Raw genomic sequence first — 18,413 nt, forward strand, 5'->3', positions numbered from 1 at the left:
CAAAGGTTTTACGGCTCACTCCAGTCATTCGCTTAAATTTTTTTGCGGTAAGCTGCTTGGCTCTCCCAAATTTCACTGCTAATCAAATTTCCTAATTGCAAGTTTTCAAACCCTTTATTATACCACAAAACACTTTTGCAAGAGTTCTAATAATAAAGACTCTTTCTCTTTCATGCGGCAAGCCGAGGCAGTACGCGGGTATAGTTGACCATTCACATACGTACCGGATTTTGGAAAGGTCTTCGAGGACTGTTGCCATTCCTCTAACGAGTAGCCCTGTTGGGTTTTCGATGAGAGCGATTGCTGGTCTACACTGGTTGATGATCCGAAACTGTTCTCCCCAGAGTGCGGATCTGAAGTCGGCAAGTCCAAGCCTATTTCCTGAGTTACTTGTACCCTGGCAAGGGAATCCGCCGCAGATGATGTCGAACTGTCCTTGGTGGCAATGGTAGTTGGTGATATCTGCGTGGATTGGAATTCCTGGTTGTTCATGGCGCAATTGTGATTGAGAATAAGGGGAGATTTCGACAATTTGCTGGACTCGGAATTTGTGAGATAGACCTGCGGCTGATATTCCGTGGTGGCAGAGTCCGCCGATGCCGGAGAAAAGTGAGAGGACTGATTTCACTTTGCGATCGCACTCCTCACCAGTTCATCTGGCACTTCAAAAATTCCCAACTGCCCAATGTAGGGAATCGGTGTAATCTCGCGTGGATTCTCCAGCTTCCAGTGGTATTGTCCAGGCATTCCCCAGCCAAAACAATTCGCTTTTTCGCCCATTCGCAATTAATTTCATTGCTTGATTTTCTCTTTAACTTTTCGAGTAGATGCAACTAAGATTTTTCCAATTTCTCTAGTTTCTTGAAGCAAGGACTCAAACTTATTTTTATCAACCAATTCTGCCTCGATTAATATTTCTAACTAATATTCATAACAATTCGCAATTTGCAGTTCGTAATTACAAATATGTAGTTAAATAATTGATTTATTTGGTGGTACAAGTTACCTAAAATTATAACTGCGAATTGCGAGTTTATAATTGTGAATTAGATAAAAATACCACTATGGTTGCCCTGCTTTTACTCTTTGTTTGACAGGAATTTGAATAATAAACTCAGATCCTTGACCAAGAGTAGAAAAACATTCTAACTTGCCGCCATGCCTTTCAGTAATAATTTGGTAGCTAATAGCCATGCCCAAACCTGTGCCTTTACCCACAGGTTTAGTAGTGAAAAAAGGGTCAAAAATGCGGTTTTTTATCTCTTCTGGTATTCCCATCCCGTTATCAACAATGGCAATTTCTACCCATTGTGAATTGCTGACAGCAGTACGAATGGTAATTTGACTAGGATTTTTCTGAATTTCTTCACGGGTGCGCTTGGTGTTGACCTCCTCCAAAGCATCAATTGCATTACCAAGAATATTCATTAACACTTGATTTAAATTTCCTGGATAGCATTCAACTGGAGGCAAGTTACTATAATTGCGAATCACTTCAATTGCTGGATAATCTTGCCTATGTTTCAAACGATATTGTAGAATCAGCAGTGTACTTTCAATTCCTTCATGAATATCTACTGCTTTAAATTCTGATTCATCCATGCGGGAAAAGTTTCGCAGCGACAGTACAATATTGCGAATCCGTTCAGTGCCATTTTTCATAGAACTGATGAGTTTCTGTAAATCTTCAATCAGGAAATCTAAATCAATTTCACTATCTAAAACTTGCACTTCTGGGTCATGACTGGGATGACGTTGCTGGTAAAGGCGGAGCATTCGGAGTAAATCTTGCGTATAGTCATTAAGATGGTCAAGATTACCGTGAATAAAGTTTACTGGGTTGTTGATTTCATGGGCTATACCTGCTACAAGTTGACCCAAACTAGACATTTTTTCATTTTGAATCAGTTGTGTTTGGGCTTGTTGTAATTGTTTTACTGTGTGTTGTAGATGTTCTTCAGCTTGTCGGTGTCCAGTAATTTCATTTACCAGCTGAATTTGCGTAGTTCTCAATGCCAAATGAACGTTAACACGGGCTAGTACCTCTTCTACTTGAATTGGTTTGGTGATGTAATCTACTGCCCCTAACTGTAATCCTTTAACCTTATGTTCTACCTCAGCCAGAGCAGTCATAAAAATTATGGGAATATTACGGGTCTTTTCATCTGCTTTTAGACAACGGCAGGTTTCAAATCCATCAATTCCTGGCATCATCACATCTAATAGAATTAAGTCTGGTTGGATATATGGCACTTTTTTCAATGCCATTTCCCCGCTTTTTACGACAGAAATTTGAAAGCCTGCATGATGCAGAATATCAAATAAAATTCGGATATTGTTTGTGGTATCATCGACAATTAGAATAGAGTTTTTATGAGTATTTGGCATAATAATATGATAGTAATTTAATGTTTTGATATATCTAATCCAATGAAAGCAGCAATTGCATCAATTTCAAATTCGTCAGTAAATTGTATGATTTTATTGGCAAAATTTGTATATCTTATATCTAATTGCTTGAGCCGATTGATTTCTGTGTAAATATTAGCAATATCACAACGCTGTACGGATTGATGTAAACTCATCAGTTCTGATATAGGGGGAACTATCATTTCTACCGATACATTTATATCGTCCTGATACTTAGCACTTAATTTGTTCCCATCTTGGTAAAGCCATGTCAACTGTAAGTGATTTTGTAATTGTGAAAATAACTTTTCTAATTGTATAGGCTTGGGTAGGAAATCATTGCAACCGATAGTTAGAGCTTCTTGACGATGAAAATCAAATACACTTGCAGAAGAAACTATGACAATTACATCTTTTAATTTGGGTTGCTGACGGATGAATGTGGTCATTGATAAACCATCTATCTGAGGCATTCTTAAATCCGTAATAATCAAGTTTGGTTGATATTTAATGGCTTGATTTAACCCTTCCTGACCATTAGATGCCTCAATAATCTCAAAGCCAATAGGTTTCAATAAATTGACCAGTATTGAACGATTTTCCCAATGGTCATCGACAATTAAAATTTTCTGCTTGTCACCTTGATAACCAATAATATCTGTTGGCGTAAAATCGGTGAGAGCTGGTATGAAGTTGTTCACTTCAGATAGTTCTAGCTTAAACCAGAAAATACTACCTTGCCCTAATTGGCTTTCAATTTGGATGCTACTACCCATCAGGGAAATAATCTTGTGGCTGATAGCTAAACCTAACCCTGTACCCTCTGATTGCTTGGTAATATTACCAACTTGTTCAAAGGGCAAGAAAATTTTGTCCAGCTGTTCGGGGGTCATTCCTACCCCTGTGTCTTCAATTTGGAAGCGAATTTTAGTGATAGAAGATAGGGAAATGTCCTCAATTTCTAGTTTGTCGTTCTCTATCACCTCAACTTTGAAAATTACGCCGCCATGATCTGTGAATTTGATGGCGTTACCCAAAAGGTTAATCAAGACTTGGCCCAAGCGTTTCTTATCCGCACAAATACTACTGGGCAAATCTTGACTTGGTTGATAGGTGAAAGCAATACCTTTGTGTTCCGCTCGAATTTCACAAATTTCTACAACTTCTTGAAGAAATTTTAGAAAATGAAAACCTTCAGGATGGAGATCCATTTTCCTGGCTTCGATTTTAGAAAGGTCAAGGATATCATTAATCAGGGTTAGTAGGTGAGAACCACATTGATAAATGATGTTAATACTTTTACGCTCATGATCTGTTATGGTTGGTGATCGCTGCAAGATTTGCGCGTAACCCAAGATACCATTAAGAGGGGTACGCAGTTCGTGACTCATGTTGGCTAAAAAGTCACTTTTGGCTTGATTCGAACTGTCGGCAGCTAATTTCGCTTCTTTGAGTTCGTAGGTGCGTTCTTCTACACGTTGTTCTAATTCTGCATTTGCTTGTTTAAGTTTTGCGGCTGCCTTTTTGTTTTCGTTAATCACGGCAGACAACACAAAAGTAGTAATAGCTACAACACAAATGAATGATTGTAGTAGCAACAAAGATTGAGAAATAGACTGTTTAGCAAATGATCCAAAACCACGAGCTGTGCCGAAAACTGCAATCACTGTCACCAGAAGTACAACTAAAGTTGATTCCCGTTGGCTGAAGCGGAACGCTGACCAAATCAACAAAGGAATCATCATATACTCAACAGGATAACCCCCCCAAAAAGCTATCCGACTAATAATAATCAACAGGAGAACCAAGACGGCTAATTCTAAACCTTGATACCAGTGTAATTTTCTCGGCTGTGTAGTTTGTAACAATAATGACAATAATGCTGGCGTGACGATAAGCATTCCAGCAATCACTGCTGTATACCAATTACGCCAGACTTCTGCATAATTATTCCAAGCAGCGTTGTTGCTTAAACACAACGTGATGGTAGCAAGGGTGCTACTCACAACAGGTGCAGGTATTATTAAGATTAGAAATTTAAAAACTTTGCCAGAATTTTCTAGTAAATTGCGATGTCTGATTAAGCGATTGATGAGGAAGGCAGTCGCTAACGGATCGATCATATCGATCATAGACATAGCTACGGTGACGGTAATATCATGATAGTACAGAAAATAATTGACAATGAATTCACTTAAAAGAATAGCTGGCCAAATTCGGTATCCTAGTAGCAAAACCGCAGTCAAATAAACGCCACTTGATGGCCAAAAAACTGATGTTCCATTCTCAAAAGATAGTGTTTTGGATACCTGAGCTAAACAGAAATGAGTAGCAGGTATCACTACTAAAGCTAGCAAAAATGTTCGCTCCAGTAATAATGAAAATTTATTTTTAGCCTCGGTTTGATGCATGGCTTCTCTTTAAGTATCTATTCCAATTAATTATTAATTTTCACATTTAAATTATATTTCATTCAAAAATGTTAAATATTAAAAGCTAGCGTTCATTCCTGATTTTAGAATATCTAAATATTCAGAAACTCAATTGTTAGACATCAGGTATTTTGTTCCTATCGAATGATTAATGATGCGTATTTTGTTCTAAAAATAGAATAAATTATACTGAGCAGTAGGACAATACAACCACTAAGAATTCCAACTAAATTAATTAGGTAAAACCCTTAATTAATAGAATTCCCCAAATTAATGCTCTACTAACAATTATGGCAAAAATAAATTTGTAACCGTTCACAGGAACTGAAACGCTACAGTCCAAAAATGGGTTACTGAGGTGGTAGATTAAATTACATGAATGAAAACTGCTCGCTTACGGAATTGAAATTTCCGAGTCAGATTGGTATTGAGCCGAGATGCGCGGCGGCATTGTCGATGCTGTCGCCTGTAGAGAAAAATGTCGGGTTAAGGGATTATCACGGCATAACACAGATAGTTGATTCTGATTTAAGTATTCCCTAAAATTGAGTCACCATGAGGTCAACAAACGGACAAATATACTCCCGGTTGACCTCGACCCGAACTCACCTATCACAAACAGTAGCGAGAAGAGCAGCGGCAAACTATGCCACTCATGAATACTTGATGATAAAATTTGCACAACATTGGCTCGAACGAACGGAGCTTTATGGCAATATGGCCTACACCGCCACCAACCAATCGCACACCACAGATGTACAACCGCTCCCAAAGTTAACCCAAACTTGCCACTGGCCCAAATACCCATTCCAGTAAGGCTCCCCATCAGCAACACCGATAGCCTGACCAGCCTTGGAGATTAACTCACTGTAGGAAGAGCCAATACTGTCCAAACCCTGCTGCAATTTCAGTTTCAGCCCTTTCCAACCGTGGGTAGCAGGACTTTCGACCTGATTTAATGTTTGGGGAATGTCATGTGATATTGTACCAGTCACTTGTGTTGGGAACTCTATATTATTAATGACTGACACCAACTCACGATTTAATGCTTTATCTCGATTTAACCACTGCCCAAAAATCGAATCACGCTGATCATCAGGGGCAACAAACCGATAAACACACTCCCGATGTTCACGCTTACCCAACCGACCAATATAATCGAGTTTCAAGTCTATTTTCGCAAGTAATTTCTGTGCGATCGCAATCGGGGTCAGTTTTTCCGAGACACTGACATTCAGGTAATTCTTAATAACGTACCTATGCTGAACAGCCAGTGTCTTAAACTCCACCATCTTTTCGTCGCTACCACGTAACTGAACGTCTGGTGTAAGAAACTGCAACAGATTCAGATTTTCGAGTAACAACACGGCAGGTAATAACTGCCCCTTGTTAAAATCTGGTTTCCAAATCGAATTCTCTCCCGCCTCTAACTGCGATGCAGCTCTTTTGGCATCACGGGTTGTCAAAAACTTTCGCCCCAGCGTCAAATAGTAGTGCATTCTCAGTTGAGGATACCAGCCGTCGTCATCTTTCTCCACAAGCTCAGGGGTAACATCAACTTCATAGCGACGGGACAATTCAGCCTTGCGCTGCTGATGTCGTTCAGTTTTCGTTTTCGCCCGTTTGTCTTGCAGTTTTTTGAGTTCAGTCTGTGAGAGTTCATCGGAATTAGCGATCGCCTGACATTCAGCAGCATACAATTCAACAGATGCCGCCTTAACCGACTCGGTTACAGCCCCACTCTCATCATCCGATGCATCGTCGGCATCGATAACGGTGTACCCATCCTCGACCAAACCCGCAAGCACAGATTCTCTATAACGCCGCATTTCTACATTGATTACAGAACCACGCTTGCCCCAAGTCTGCAATGACTCCGGCTGAAAATTCTGGTCAACATAGCTGTAGTCATCATTATCCGCCGCCGACAACAGCGCAATATTAGCTTGTGTTGCGACGTGTTGACTTCTGAGCAATCCTCCGATGGATGTAGAGCCATTCCCCACAACCGACATCCCCCATTCTCTGACCCAGATATGACGGTCAACTGTTTCCCTAACCCTTGCCAACATCTGCCGCACAGAGTTAACCGGCTGCACACCCTGAAAAATTCCCCAAACACCATCAAAATGTCCTCGAATATCGATGCTGACTCCAGTTTCTAAACTTGGAGAAGCGATAACCAAATCATACTGGGTGAAAATTTCGTTCAGGTGAGCGATACAACCGAAAGCCGCATGAGAAGGATCAGCAACGGATTCGCTGTCTATTCTCAGAATCTGCAGGTGTGGAAATTTGCGGCGAAACCGTTCTTCAAGTGCCTGGGTTCCCCATTTAGACTTAGCCTTTTGAGCAGAGCAACAGAGTAAATGATGCCCACCTTTAGCAATGGCTTTGTCGAGTGCAGCGATGAGATTCTTCGGGTTACTGCCAGAGTAGTTGTAACAATTTCCAGCTACGTGCCGATAGTTGTTGACGATAACGAAGGGATTAACCCGATATTCTCCAGCAAGTGATAAAACATACTTTACATCTGTGTCGGAAACATCGGCACTGGACAAGTAAATCTTTCCCTGACTGCTGCCTAAAACATTCTGTACCAGTTGTTTGAGATTTTTTAGAACGGACACCCGACGCTTCTGCACTTCCGTACCAGAGTTGAGCAAATGCCAAAAAACTTGGTCGCATTCGTCAATAATAATGACATCATTTGACCATTCATTGGGATTGAATCGCGCCTGACTTTCTTGATGCAGTGAATCAACACACACCCCATATCCCAATAATGTGCCTGTTTCATTCGTGCGGACTTCGGTAACATAGTTAACACCAAAGCGATTGCACAATGCCTCACCCAGTTGAATACGGTGGGTGATAATTAAGACCCTGCGTTCTTGATCATGTGCTTTGGCCACCTCAGTTGCCAGCCATTCGGTTTTACCGGTTCCCTTGGGAGCTTTAAGAATGATGAGTTTTTCACCTTCGGGGACGAGAAGCTGTCCGAGGAATCTTTGGTTAAGTGCGATGGACGGGGGATAAGTCAACAAGGTAAACAGCTTGATTTCCCACAACTCCAGTGCAACAGCCGTATTGTAGAGTGCATCAAATGTCGGCTGACCCTTAGCAACGATAAAATCATCAACCCCTTTCTCTGCCCCAATTGGTAAATCAATGACTCGTAGCGAACAACCCTCAGTTACCAGCAACCGTCCCATGCGACTGATAGCGGTTCTGACTCGTTGTACAGTTTCGGGCTTATTATCTTGGTCAAAGCAGATGTTAACCTGTCTCCCAAGAGTTGCAAAGTGTTTGAGGTCGGGAATGAGGTATGGTTTACCATTCGCTGTACCATACTCATCAATAGGTGTGCGGTATCCAGCGTTAACGCCAGGAATTGCGATCGCAGCATAACCAGCAGTTAGTAACGCCCCTGCTTTTTTGACACCTTCCACGATTGTCACTGGTACGTTGTGCCTCCAAACCCAGTGCCAGAAACCCCCAGGATGTTGTAAGTCCTCTTCGGTGATAGGGATACCGCAACGTAGGGAGACTTTCACCCAAATGCGATTCAGGACTAAGAGGAAGAAGGCGCGTGTCTCTTCTCTGTAAGGATGCTCGTACTTGATGAACTTGTGGATCTTTTGGCGGTCACGTCGAGGGTGGTCGGGTTTGAAACAGCCCCACATCATCTGTGCGTAGTTGTTGAGTGGGTCAACGCCATTGCACCACCAGCCGCCGAGTTCGATGTGCTGGTATTTTTTCAAATCGCGATCGCGCAATCGTCCATCATTGCGACGGGAGATTTTGGGACTGTAGAGCAGATATTCGTAGGGTAACGTCTCGGAGAGTGATCGCACATTCAGAGCAATGATTTCTTCGTCAACTCCGCAACTGAGCCACTCTTGTCGGTGCTTGGCTTGAGAATCGGTCGGTAAAACTGTCATATCCCCTCCAATATTTTGACGCATGAGAATTTTGCGGTATATGGTCATACCGCCTTTAAGGTTGGTTACGCAGACACGGGTTAAAGAACTGTTGTTTTTAGTTCAGCCGTCAGAGTGAGAAATATCTTGTTAGCTGGGGTAAGAGGCTTTAAAACAGAGATGATAGTACATCTGAACTAAGAGAGAATATAATACACCATTTTGGAAAATTGGATTGAAACTCAAAACAAGCTGTCTTCTTCAGATCCTTCCCCCTGTATGCGGTCGAAATGTCAAATTAATACGTGTGCTAACCACTTTGTTGGTCTTGGGGACTTGGTGAAGGTGAGTTGATTGGCAGCCTGGGTGCATCACGAGTAAACTGCCGTGTTCCAGCCAGAAATCCGTTGCTTTGCCGCCGATGGGTTTTATCTGAAACTTGCGACATGAACCCAGGCTTATGGAAGCAATCGCAGGGTTAAATCCCATCGATGGCTCGTTGTCAGAGTGCTACCCTATCGAATCTTGTCCACTCCTGTCAAAAAGTGACATCTGTTTCATAAATACTTCCCTTGGGTATTGCCCGTACAATCTCAAAAGCCCGTTCAGGCGAAATCGCCTGCTCAGGGTTCTTGTAAAACCCAGTGATCGTCGACTTAGGACGAATAATAATTTGCTGCCCTGTTGCGCGTTTGTCCCATACAAAGCACGAGATAGTAACGTTATCGGTAGCCCAACGAGTACCCCGTTTATCCTTACGAAAACAGAAGCGAGGCAAAACTAGTACAAGCGATGGCGGGTGCTGCTGTAAGAAATCTGCCCGATCATCACAGGGTTCGAGAAAGCTGGTTAATAAGAATGCGGCAACACCTACACGAGCTTTGTGGTAGGCATTCTTGATAATTGGTGCAGCAAACTCCGAGTATGGTGGATTAGTGCAGATCCAGTCGCACTCTGGTAAAGAATCCCATGACTCGGATAGTGTTGCATCGTAGTGAAAATCTGCTTGTTTGTTCGGATCGATGTCGTTAGTCCAGATATGTTCTGTATGAGGCCACACATTCAACAAAGATGCGATTGCTCCATGTCCGACACAAGGCTCACCAATGACACCAGATAACGGAACATGGCGCAGTAATTCAGTTGTGAACCATAATGGAGACTCCTAGAAGTTCAGAGGATGCCGCGTGACAGTTTCAAGAATAACTGTCTGGGGTTTTAGTAATGGTGTGGCAGTCATACTGCCTCCTGCGGTTGTTGAACAATCGTTGCGCTGATGGATTCAAAATCAACCTGAAATATGTTTAAATCAGGAACTATTTCGCCACTGTTATAAAGCCCAACGATGTGCTGTCTGATTGCATCTTCTGTGAGTCCATCAGGAATGTGAATGTGGGCTTCACTAATGATTTTTTCTACTACTTGAACTACAACTTTCATAAATACTCCTAAAACTCAATAGCAAGTGTGCTGATAAAATCCTGTAATTTTTCTGTTGCTTCTTGAGGGCTGATTGCTTTTTCAGAAACGTAAAGCTTTGTATTCTCTAAATAAACTTCTACACGAGTCATATTTATATGTGGCGAAGTCAATAGTGTTAAAGTAAATTTTTCATATTTGCAAAAGTAGTATTGACATTCTTCACTCAGAGATTGCCCTCGCTGCCATTTGATAATTTCTGTATCGTCATCGTTGGCAAGTTCAAACTCAACTTCTTCGATTGCGAAAATAGCCATAGCCACACACGCTCTTTCTGCTGGATGTGTAGCTGATTGCATTCGATATGATTCGGGGACTACATAGCCTTGAATTGCGTAAAATTTCTTAGCTAATTTTTCAATCAGTGCGTCTTTCTGGAAGTATCCGAGTTGCATATCTTTTCCCCTCAAGGTAGAATTTGCCTTTGTTATAAAAGTCTTAATTCTTGATGATTCGGCGATCGCTCTACTTGACCGATGACCGATGTCTAATACCCAATGACCGATGACCGATGAGATGACCGATGACCGATGACCATCAAGCAGTAACTACAGCTTTCTTGCTAGCGAAAGCACCAGCCTGCCTTAGCGCTGCACCAGGACTGGGATGAGCGAAGAACTCTTCTATAGCTTTGGTTAAGCCTGCTGCAACAGTCGGCTCGTGACAAGCGTAGACATAGATGGGCTGTTGGACACCGTTAACCAATCGCGTTTCTTGGCGATCGCCTAACTGAGGGTAAAATGTTCTCACCCATGTGCCAAGATGTCCCCGGTAGTGAGTACCACTGATAGGGACTTTCTTTCCAAGTTCGCTCTCTGCAAAGTTGACCACGCCGAGCCAGCGTTCTTCTGAAGGGGTTAGCAATTTTCTGTTGTGTTCTGCCAGAAGATTCCCAGCATAGTCTTTAAATTGCTGTTCCATGTACGGGTTGAGTCTGCCACCAGTTAACTCAGCTAAAGTTTTCATGGCCAGAACAAGAGTATGCAATCGCTGTTCAACTGGGGGAAGGGCTGGTGTAGGGGGTTGCTGGGGAGCGATCGCTGGTACAGCTGAAACTAAATCTAAAATGATAGTGCGTACTTGAGCAGCAATCTCTGATTCGGTCAAAAGCATTGCAATTCGCAGTGTGCCTAATGCGGAGAAAACCCTGGCTTGGGATGTTCGGGATGGTAAACAGAGCGTCTGACGAGCATCCCGTAAGTCTTTGCCAGTGAGGGTTTTGGTTTCCCAGTCTCGAAATTCAGCCCCATTAACTCGAAAGAGTTCTCTGACAGATGACTCCGTGGTTCCGAAATATTCTGCGATTTGTGTGGTAGTCGCCCAACCACTACCACCTCAGACTGCAAAGATAATTGCTTTGGCCTTTGCCAGAATTTCTAAAGCCTTGTCGTCAGAAAAGTTTGTGATGGCTTCCGTTCTAAAAGATTTGGATTCGAGCAATAGCGACTGATTTAAGAGTAATGTCATAGTTCGCTCCTAAAATGAATTTTTCAAACTTGCACAAGTTTAAAAATGTGTTTTACTCTGCCGTGTCTAACCAAAGGCATCGCTTGGGGTCTGGGTGATGAGCATCGAAGAAAATAAATTCGTTCTCATCCTAATCAAGATGAAGACATAGGTGAATTTCATCGGGGTCAACCTTGTAGGTAGGCGCGTTTACCCTCCCAGCAGTTAGCACCTGTTTGCTGCCAATCGTGGCTGGTTGCATAAATATCGGCTCTTACTGCTTGTGATGCTGCCTTCTGTACTGCTGTGGCTGAAGCAGGAATCTTTTTCTCATTCTCGTCAACTGAAAACAAGTTGTATGCAGGCCGCATTTGTACAAGGCTAATAAAATACTTGGTAATTTCTCTTACTGATTGTTGAAATTTCAAGCGGTCACTGTCCAACAGTATCAGTTGCTCCTTTACTGCTGGGTATGAAAACAAGCGATGGCTGCGCCAACGCCAAGGGCGAACGCGGATGGCAGTATTGTGATGGCTGACTCCAGAAATGCCTATGCTTCGCTGGAGTTCATGAAGATCGTCACAAATTTTGCGGAAGAGAAATAAAAAATCAGAGCTTTATTGTACTATTTCGCAACCATTAGCAGCCCAAATTTTGGGACTTGCTTTGAAGCGACGGATAATTTCTGCGTCAAGAGCGTTGCTATCGCCCCATTGGGCAAGTTCTAGGTAAACGCTTTTATCTCGCAGTAATGAGGGATAGGTGAATTTGTGGTGTTGAGTGCATTTCAAGCCCTGGTAGTCTAGCAATAGTGAAGATAAGCCTTCTGTTGTGAACAAGTCAGGGTTATCTTGGAGGAGTAACTGAAAAACTGGTAGTGTAAACATAACTATACCTCTTGTGGTGGTCTAGTTGAGGTGAGCGATCGCATAGCTTGCAGGCGGGCGGTCGCTTCAAATTATCATGCTTAGTTAAATAAACGCATTCATCAAGTCATTCTTGTTCTTCCTCGTCCTCATCCTCGTTAAATTCGACACCAAAAGTAACACCTAAAACAGCTTCTACTTTTCTGAGTGTTGCCAGAGGCAATGTTTTCATTTCTTCATTTTCAATGGCATACCAGTTTGGGGTACTCATTCCAGCCAAGGCTGCTAATTCTATAAGTGGGCGTTTATCAACCTTTCTTGCACGTCGAATTTTTTCTCCTAATCCAGGAACTTCCTTTTGAATACGCTTTTCAACCTTCATCAAACATGAACTCACTAAACCACCTCCTTTATTAAGCCTTGGTTTAGGATTTATTTCTACAAAGTAACACCTAGTGTTTATTAAGTCTGCTTTGTTTATATAAAGTAGCACTTAGCGAATAATAAGTCAAAGTTGACAAATGTTAAGTAAGACTTTATATTAAATATAAGGGCAAGGAAAGCGAACTGCCAGCACCCAGGATGCGAAAGAGTTCGCAAGTCAACCATTACAAACCAAGCCAAGCTAACATTCCAAGTCGAAACATAGTCTAGAGACATGATCACCGGGGTATAGCACAAGCTCTATTGAGTAGGTAAAGAAGCCTGGAGAAGCAATCAACGGACACACAGCCATTTTGAGTAAGCCTTTTATTCAAAGCAGAAGCAATCGCCTTAGTGCAGTGGCTGGCAAATAATACTATTGAAGCCGTCGGTCGCATGACACACTATGTCTTCTGTTTAGTAGCTTTAACTACTAGTTAGGAGCATTAAAAATGAGGCTTCGCCAATTCTAGATTGAGAGTGTTGTGCAAGCACAACAAACTTACCCATAAAAATAGGACGATCGCTCTGGTCTGCAAAACTGTGCGATCGCCCTTTTACCCATGTAAGAGGTATTTGCTAATGATGACACAAGTTTCAGCCCCTACGTCAACAAAAGATCCCTTGACCACACGCGATCGCCAAATCATCGCAACCATCGTCAATCAGTCGGACTACTCAAAAGAGTGCAAGCCCGAAGATGTAGTAACTATCTGGATCAACAGTGATGATATCGTGTGGGTGAAAATGACCCACGGCTATGCTCGATACCATAAAAAATCTTTCAAACGCGCTGTTGCAGAGGTTAAAGCGAGTCTTTCTGCTCCAGTAGAGCGCAATCATAAGGAAGATGAAGAATTAAAACAAGCTTCTGAGAAAATAGGCTTGTTGGGTGATTGTGATTGGCTATCGTTGAGTGTCCAATACTATCCTGATAAAGTAATCGGTCATGCTGGTTGTTATATCTCTCACAAGGCTCGAATATTAACACCACCAAGTGGATGGGATTTTACCCTGCCGAAGTGGAATATGCCTGCTGCCATCTGTCCAGACTGCGAAGGACATGGGTGCGGTAACTGTGGGTATCGCGGGACTCGTGCAGAAGACTTGTGCAAACCAGTGGACGACTATCGACTGACCTATGTAGGACGCACTGACCTTCAGACGGCTCACAACGTATATCTAGATGGTGAATTCTTGGGAATTATCTTCAAGGTCAGAAACGCTGATGAAGTCTGGGAAAACGACCCCAAGACTTATTACTGGCGCTGTGGTGATGGAGTACGGTATTGGTGTGTCAGGGAGACTGTAGAGGTGCTATCTAGGGCAACTGCTCCGATTGAACTGCCGCAAGTTCGTCGGGAGTTGGTAGCGGCGTAAATAGGATGGTGGAAGAAAATTCTCTTCCACCACTATTTTAAAATCAGTGCCATTCGCCACTCAGAATTAAAGCTTCGCTTATTTTTTGTGAAAACTAACATTAAAGAAAGGCAGCAGCTACTATGACAGCTTTTGACTTTGATTCTGCTGAACATAAAGCCTACGAAAAGACCCCAGCAGCCAAAAGTATTCCTTCACCCGCAGGCATTTGGATTGCTTACGAAAATCAACAATTAGCAGGATGGTACGAAAATAAAGAACTAGTTGGTGGGAAAGAGTATAAAGTTCTTACTAACAAGTTGGACGAAAACGATGAAAAGATAGGCATTCCTGGCGCTCTTTATAGACAACCACGAATACTTGTGATTGGGCGATCGCCTCTGCTATACGGAAACGATAGAAAGGTGATTGGAGTTTGGCGTAGCAGTGATGGTTTGGACAAGAACGCCTACAAATTCGGTAGGCGGTATATGGTGATTTTCGTCGATGCCCAAAATCAACCTCTTCATATCGCACCAGTACAAATAACTGCTTGGGGAGTGTTTCAAGTTTCGTTTGATCAACAATTAATAGCATTCCGTGAAACCTGCGAACAAGCTTATGCAAGTTTTCAAGACAAACATCACCAACCAAAGAATTTACTTTGGCATTCGATGTGGGTATTTTGTCCCATATTGAAAACAGAGAAACGTGAGAAAGGGGGGCAAACTTCCAACGCCTGTGTATGTAGCGGATACGAAAAGCCGACTGCGCTCAACTGGGAGAGTTATTGTATTGGCAAGAAACCAATAGCTCAAGAAATTGCCCTTGTGCATAATTCCATCTGCGATTGGTGGAAAAAAGGATTGCCTAACAATAACTTATCAAAGCATACGTCTCATGCACTCGATCGCAATTAATTGATGATGGAGTCGCAACGATTGATTGAAGCTTTAGGTTGGGAAGAGGAAAAGGGCAAACAGTTTCTCATAGATAACTATGGCAAAAAAGGAAGGCAGTTACTAACTAACGAAGAATTTGCTAACTTTGTCAACAAATTGCAGTCTATGCAAGCAAATTATGATGATGAAGTTGGTTACTGGGAAGATGTGCCTTCTTAATAGCCAAATACTTGTTGAGATGATTGCAGCAATTGTGTTCGCCTTTATGCTTCCCTATTTACCTTCAAGTAGGGAAGCATATTTGATCAGTTCTCAAGTCTTGTCTACAGCTAACAAAGAAAAGGAAAGGGAAAAAGTTTTTCTTGTGAGAGTGACTTAATAATTCTTGAATCCCTTTCTTCCTCTTTTGATTGGGCTGTATATCAATCATTTAAAATACCCCCATGACAACAACAATTGTTCACCCTAGTATCGAAAACTTACAGCAGTTTTCTGACTCGTTCGACATTGAGAAATTATTGCAATCTAAGGGAATTCTGCCGTGGCTTTTAGCAAATGGCTGGAAGCATGACGATGAATCGAGTTTGATTGCAAACATTGTTGATGAGTCTACCAGTATTGATGAAGTTTGGGACTCTGAAGAGTTTGATTTTAAAGCCTTATCAGATGAATCAAAGTCAAAATTAAATCTGATTTTCGAGCATTTCTATCTGTAATCTTCTGTCACTCTCAATCAATAATTAACGCAAAGGTAACGAATTATGCGTGAAAAAGTCTACAGTCAGATTTAATTAGTCTAACTGTAGAGAAAAATCGATTCCACAACAAATTATGGCACACTTCACTGCTAATAAGATGGAATTAAATTTGATTAAGGTTTACGACACGACGTTATTAAGCTCATCAAAAGTTTACCAAATCAACGGTACACTTTCTCGATATTTGGGTGATAAAGGCACTATAAAACATCCACAGTATCTATTTTTACCTCTGCCAAATCAAAGAAAAAAGCCAGCTTTCGACTAAATCGAAACAAACTTATGACTCGTTGTTATGAAGTCGAAGGCATGGTTTATCAAAAGCCTGTGGTACAGGATAATTCACAGCAACTTCAACTATTTTGAGCCATGTCCATACATAAACCACCTGTCATTAAAAGACATATTAGGTTACAAAATAGCTCTACAAAAGTAATCTATAGAGCTACTAAAGACATTCAAATAGTCACAAAGAAAGCTTCGCTTAATTGAAAGTGAAAAATAATGGTTGAGGTAAATAATCATGGTACAAGCAATCGATAACACTATCGCTGCAAATTTCCTAACTGATGCAGTAGTCGAGCGCCACAATTTCTCACAGTTAAATAAAACTCGCATTCGCTTCCGTATTCAACTAAAGAAAAGTACAAAATCTGCCGCGCCTAAATGGGCAGATGTGCTAAAAGCTGAGGTTTCTGAAATCGAATCAGACCTTGTGAAAGTTACAAATTCCGAAGTCGGTTTGCGGGGAATCAAGGTATTTAAGAAGCTGGATGAAGCTGCTGCCCAACTGAGGCAAGAGATTGCTTCAGTTCAAGAATGGATGTCTGCTGATACTGGCGATTGGGTTTGTCCGATTGATTTAGCTCCACTCGTTTGGAACCAGTTAATCAATATTAGGGATAATATCGCCCCTGGATTGCGTAATCAATTAAAAGCTGATTACGAAGCAGGACTTGTTGATTATCAAGAGCGCATTGATCAGTTCCTCTCACTTAACACCTGGGAATTAACAGAGGATAAGCAAGAGTCAGTCAAAGCCAACTTGCTAAGAGCATTTCCGACTCTGACCGATCTTGAAGACTATTTGCAAGTCGTTATTGGTCGTCCGGTAATTATCCCGGCACTGTCCGAACAACTGAACCAGCAACAAGCCGAATGTCTTGACCAGATTACCAAGTTCATTCAGCAGTATGACCAAAATCTAGAGCAAAGGCTACGAGAATCAGCGATCGCTGGTGGTGAACAACTCGCCGCACAGTTGCTTGAAGAGTTGGCTGATTGGGAACCAGGGAGGAAACCCATACAGTTTAAAAGAAAAATGGAGCGTCATCTGATGAAGGTTCAAGTGCTACTAGCGAATGCTGACCCGGAGGCAGGCAGCAGCTTGGAGGCGATGATGGCGCACTTGGACTCTATCGTTAACGATCCAGCGATTGAGTCGAAGAATCTGGGTTCAGATACGCGCAGTCAATTGCAGCAAAAGATGGAAGAAATTCGGATCAAGTTGTTAGACGAACAGCGCAATCTCCAAGAGCTAGCAACTGGTGAGGTGGGTTTATCGAAAGCTACCGTGATGTCGTTTAAGTTCCGGTAAAAAACAGTCTTGGGCGAGGGTGAATTCGCTCAAGACTGATCCCAATGGATTTAATACGTAGTTTCCAGAATAACCCAAAAAGGATATCGCACCCGTACTATTTCTCAAACCAATTTGAAAGCCTTGGAGCTAAAAATGTCACATTTCTCAACAGTTAAAACCAAGCTTGTTAACCGTGAATGTCTGGTACAAGCTTTACAAGATTTGAAACTAAATCCGCAAGTTCATGAAGAAGCGCAGCCACTAAAAGGATACTACGGTGGTTCTCAAGGACAAAGTGCTGAAATCATCGTATCTGGTCGCACCATAAAAGCCCGTGCAGACATCGGATTCAAGTGGAATCAGTCAAGCGGCGTGTACGAGATAATCCACGACAGTTACGAAACAGTTCCGAAGCTGGGCAAAGACTTTTTCAGCAATAAACTAATGCTGGCTTATGGACAACGGATGGTTCGCGCTAAAGCCGCCGAGTTACAAGAAAGGTTTGGTGAATGTGCGATCGCAGAATCAACCACCGGCACTGTGCAAACTCTACGCCTAACTTTTGCCGGACATCAAGAAGTTAAACAATTTGCACGGAGATAAATTATGGAACGCTCAATACTGATTCATTTTGACAGCGCTACAGGTGAAGTTCGTGTAGAGGCTGAGGGGTTTGAGGGTTTGAATTGTTTATCGGCTACGCAACCCTTTGAAGAAGCACTTGGAGTTGTGAGCGAAGGCGATCGCATTTTCAAAGAAGAATCAGCACCACAGCTTCGGACTACCCAAAGCAGTCAAACACGTTTACGTCAGTAAAAAATGGGGGATTAACCCCCC

24 protein-coding genes are annotated in these 18,413 nt (G+C 42.2%); 9 read left to right on the forward strand and 15 right to left on the reverse strand.

Annotated elements, in window-relative coordinates; genetic code table 11:
• Window positions 1–91 precede the first annotated feature (91 nt).
• From H6G97_RS26790 to H6G97_RS26805, 4 genes are all read right to left on the reverse strand, one after another.
• Window positions 92–628: a DNA cytosine methyltransferase gene (locus tag H6G97_RS26790; RefSeq protein WP_190943624.1), complete on the reverse strand. Its 537-nt coding sequence runs from the start codon at window positions 626–628 to the stop codon at window positions 92–94.
• Window positions 625–780, reverse strand: coding sequence for a hypothetical protein (locus tag H6G97_RS26795; RefSeq protein ID WP_190943648.1), 156 nt, complete (start codon window positions 778–780; stop codon window positions 625–627). Before H6G97_RS26795 ends, H6G97_RS26790 begins: the two co-directional genes overlap by 4 nt.
• A 282-nt stretch (window positions 781–1,062) precedes the next feature.
• A complete protein-coding gene (locus H6G97_RS26800; protein ID WP_190943625.1) occupies window positions 1,063–2,388 on the reverse strand; it encodes a hybrid sensor histidine kinase/response regulator in 1,326 nt (441 codons plus the stop codon).
• A gap of 17 nt (window positions 2,389–2,405) precedes the next feature.
• Window positions 2,406–4,820 carry an MASE1 domain-containing protein gene (locus tag H6G97_RS26805; protein ID WP_190943626.1) on the reverse strand — a complete coding sequence of 805 codons (2,415 nt, stop codon included), beginning with the start codon at window positions 4,818–4,820 and terminating at the stop codon, window positions 2,406–2,408.
• A gap of 396 nt (window positions 4,821–5,216) precedes the next feature.
• Here H6G97_RS26805 and H6G97_RS26810 point away from each other — a divergent pair, with 396 nt between their 5' ends.
• Window positions 5,217–5,384, forward strand: a complete 168-nt coding sequence (locus H6G97_RS26810) for a hypothetical protein (protein WP_190943627.1) — start codon at window positions 5,217–5,219, stop codon at window positions 5,382–5,384.
• A 179-nt stretch (window positions 5,385–5,563) separates the two neighbouring features.
• On the opposite strand, the gene H6G97_RS26815 is transcribed toward H6G97_RS26810, so the two are convergent.
• From H6G97_RS26815 to H6G97_RS26860, 11 genes are all read right to left on the reverse strand, one after another.
• Complete coding sequence (locus H6G97_RS26815) at window positions 5,564–8,785, reverse strand: plasmid replication protein, CyRepA1 family (RefSeq protein WP_190943645.1); 3,222 nt, start codon at window positions 8,783–8,785, stop codon at window positions 5,564–5,566.
• Window positions 8,786–9,025: 240 nt separating this feature from the next.
• Window positions 9,026–9,253 carry an alpha-ketoglutarate-dependent dioxygenase AlkB gene (locus H6G97_RS26820; protein WP_242055262.1) on the reverse strand — a complete coding sequence of 76 codons (228 nt, stop codon included), beginning with the start codon at window positions 9,251–9,253 and terminating at the stop codon, window positions 9,026–9,028.
• Between the two features lie 49 nt (window positions 9,254–9,302).
• A complete protein-coding gene (locus tag H6G97_RS26825; RefSeq protein WP_242055265.1) occupies window positions 9,303–9,833 on the reverse strand; it encodes a hypothetical protein in 531 nt (176 codons plus the stop codon).
• Window positions 9,834–10,000: 167 nt separating this feature from the next.
• Window positions 10,001–10,204, reverse strand: coding sequence for a hypothetical protein (locus H6G97_RS26830; RefSeq protein ID WP_190943628.1), 204 nt, complete (start codon window positions 10,202–10,204; stop codon window positions 10,001–10,003).
• An 8-nt stretch (window positions 10,205–10,212) separates the two neighbouring features.
• Entirely contained in the window at window positions 10,213–10,638 is a 426-nt protein-coding gene (locus tag H6G97_RS26835) for a hypothetical protein (RefSeq protein WP_190943629.1), read from the reverse strand.
• A gap of 142 nt (window positions 10,639–10,780) precedes the next feature.
• Entirely contained in the window at window positions 10,781–11,356 is a 576-nt protein-coding gene (locus H6G97_RS26840) for a hypothetical protein (protein WP_190943649.1), read from the reverse strand.
• A gap of 17 nt (window positions 11,357–11,373) precedes the next feature.
• Window positions 11,374–11,577 (reverse strand): hypothetical protein, encoded by a 204-nt coding sequence (locus H6G97_RS26845; RefSeq protein WP_190943630.1) that lies wholly within the window; start codon window positions 11,575–11,577, stop codon window positions 11,374–11,376.
• 1 nt (window position 11,578) lies between these two features.
• Complete coding sequence (locus H6G97_RS54880) at window positions 11,579–11,710, reverse strand: hypothetical protein (protein ID WP_277883337.1); 132 nt, start codon at window positions 11,708–11,710, stop codon at window positions 11,579–11,581.
• 167 nt (window positions 11,711–11,877) lie between these two features.
• Window positions 11,878–12,132, reverse strand: a complete 255-nt coding sequence (locus H6G97_RS26850; protein ID WP_190943631.1) for a hypothetical protein — start codon at window positions 12,130–12,132, stop codon at window positions 11,878–11,880.
• Window positions 12,133–12,306: 174 nt separating this feature from the next.
• The gene (locus H6G97_RS26855; protein WP_190943632.1) at window positions 12,307–12,576 is read right to left on the reverse strand and encodes a hypothetical protein; all 270 of its coding nucleotides are present in this window, start codon (window positions 12,574–12,576) and stop codon (window positions 12,307–12,309) included.
• 106 nt (window positions 12,577–12,682) lie between these two features.
• On the reverse strand, window positions 12,683–12,937 hold the full coding sequence (locus H6G97_RS26860; protein WP_190943646.1) for a helix-turn-helix domain-containing protein: 255 nt from the start codon (window positions 12,935–12,937) through the stop codon (window positions 12,683–12,685).
• Between the two features lie 623 nt (window positions 12,938–13,560).
• On the opposite strand from H6G97_RS26860, the gene H6G97_RS26865 reads away from it, so the two are divergent.
• The 8 genes from H6G97_RS26865 (at window position 13,561) to H6G97_RS26900 (ending at window position 18,392) form a co-directional block, all read left to right on the forward strand.
• Window positions 13,561–14,358 (forward strand): hypothetical protein, encoded by a 798-nt coding sequence (locus H6G97_RS26865; RefSeq protein ID WP_190943633.1) that lies wholly within the window; start codon window positions 13,561–13,563, stop codon window positions 14,356–14,358.
• 122 nt (window positions 14,359–14,480) lie between these two features.
• Window positions 14,481–15,257: a DUF5895 domain-containing protein gene (locus tag H6G97_RS26870; RefSeq protein ID WP_190943634.1), complete on the forward strand. Its 777-nt coding sequence runs from the start codon at window positions 14,481–14,483 to the stop codon at window positions 15,255–15,257.
• A 3-nt stretch (window positions 15,258–15,260) separates the two neighbouring features.
• Complete coding sequence (locus tag H6G97_RS26875) at window positions 15,261–15,458, forward strand: hypothetical protein (protein WP_190943635.1); 198 nt, start codon at window positions 15,261–15,263, stop codon at window positions 15,456–15,458.
• Between the two features lie 224 nt (window positions 15,459–15,682).
• On the forward strand, window positions 15,683–15,955 hold the full coding sequence (locus tag H6G97_RS26880; RefSeq protein WP_190943636.1) for a hypothetical protein: 273 nt from the start codon (window positions 15,683–15,685) through the stop codon (window positions 15,953–15,955).
• 115 nt (window positions 15,956–16,070) lie between these two features.
• Window positions 16,071–16,265 (forward strand): hypothetical protein, encoded by a 195-nt coding sequence (locus H6G97_RS55485; protein WP_338421852.1) that lies wholly within the window; start codon window positions 16,071–16,073, stop codon window positions 16,263–16,265.
• Between the two features lie 255 nt (window positions 16,266–16,520).
• Window positions 16,521–17,594, forward strand: a complete 1,074-nt coding sequence (locus H6G97_RS26890) for a hypothetical protein (protein ID WP_190943637.1) — start codon at window positions 16,521–16,523, stop codon at window positions 17,592–17,594.
• Between the two features lie 135 nt (window positions 17,595–17,729).
• Window positions 17,730–18,179: a DUF1257 domain-containing protein gene (locus tag H6G97_RS26895; protein ID WP_190943638.1), complete on the forward strand. Its 450-nt coding sequence runs from the start codon at window positions 17,730–17,732 to the stop codon at window positions 18,177–18,179.
• Between the two features lie 3 nt (window positions 18,180–18,182).
• A complete protein-coding gene (locus H6G97_RS26900) occupies window positions 18,183–18,392 on the forward strand; it encodes a DUF2997 domain-containing protein (protein ID WP_190943639.1) in 210 nt (69 codons plus the stop codon).
• The last annotated feature ends 21 nt before the right edge of the window (window positions 18,393–18,413 follow it).

It is taken from the genome of Nostoc flagelliforme FACHB-838 (assembly GCF_014698065.1).
Taxonomy (GTDB): Bacteria; Cyanobacteriota; Cyanobacteriia; order Cyanobacteriales; family Nostocaceae; genus Nostoc; species Nostoc flagelliforme_B.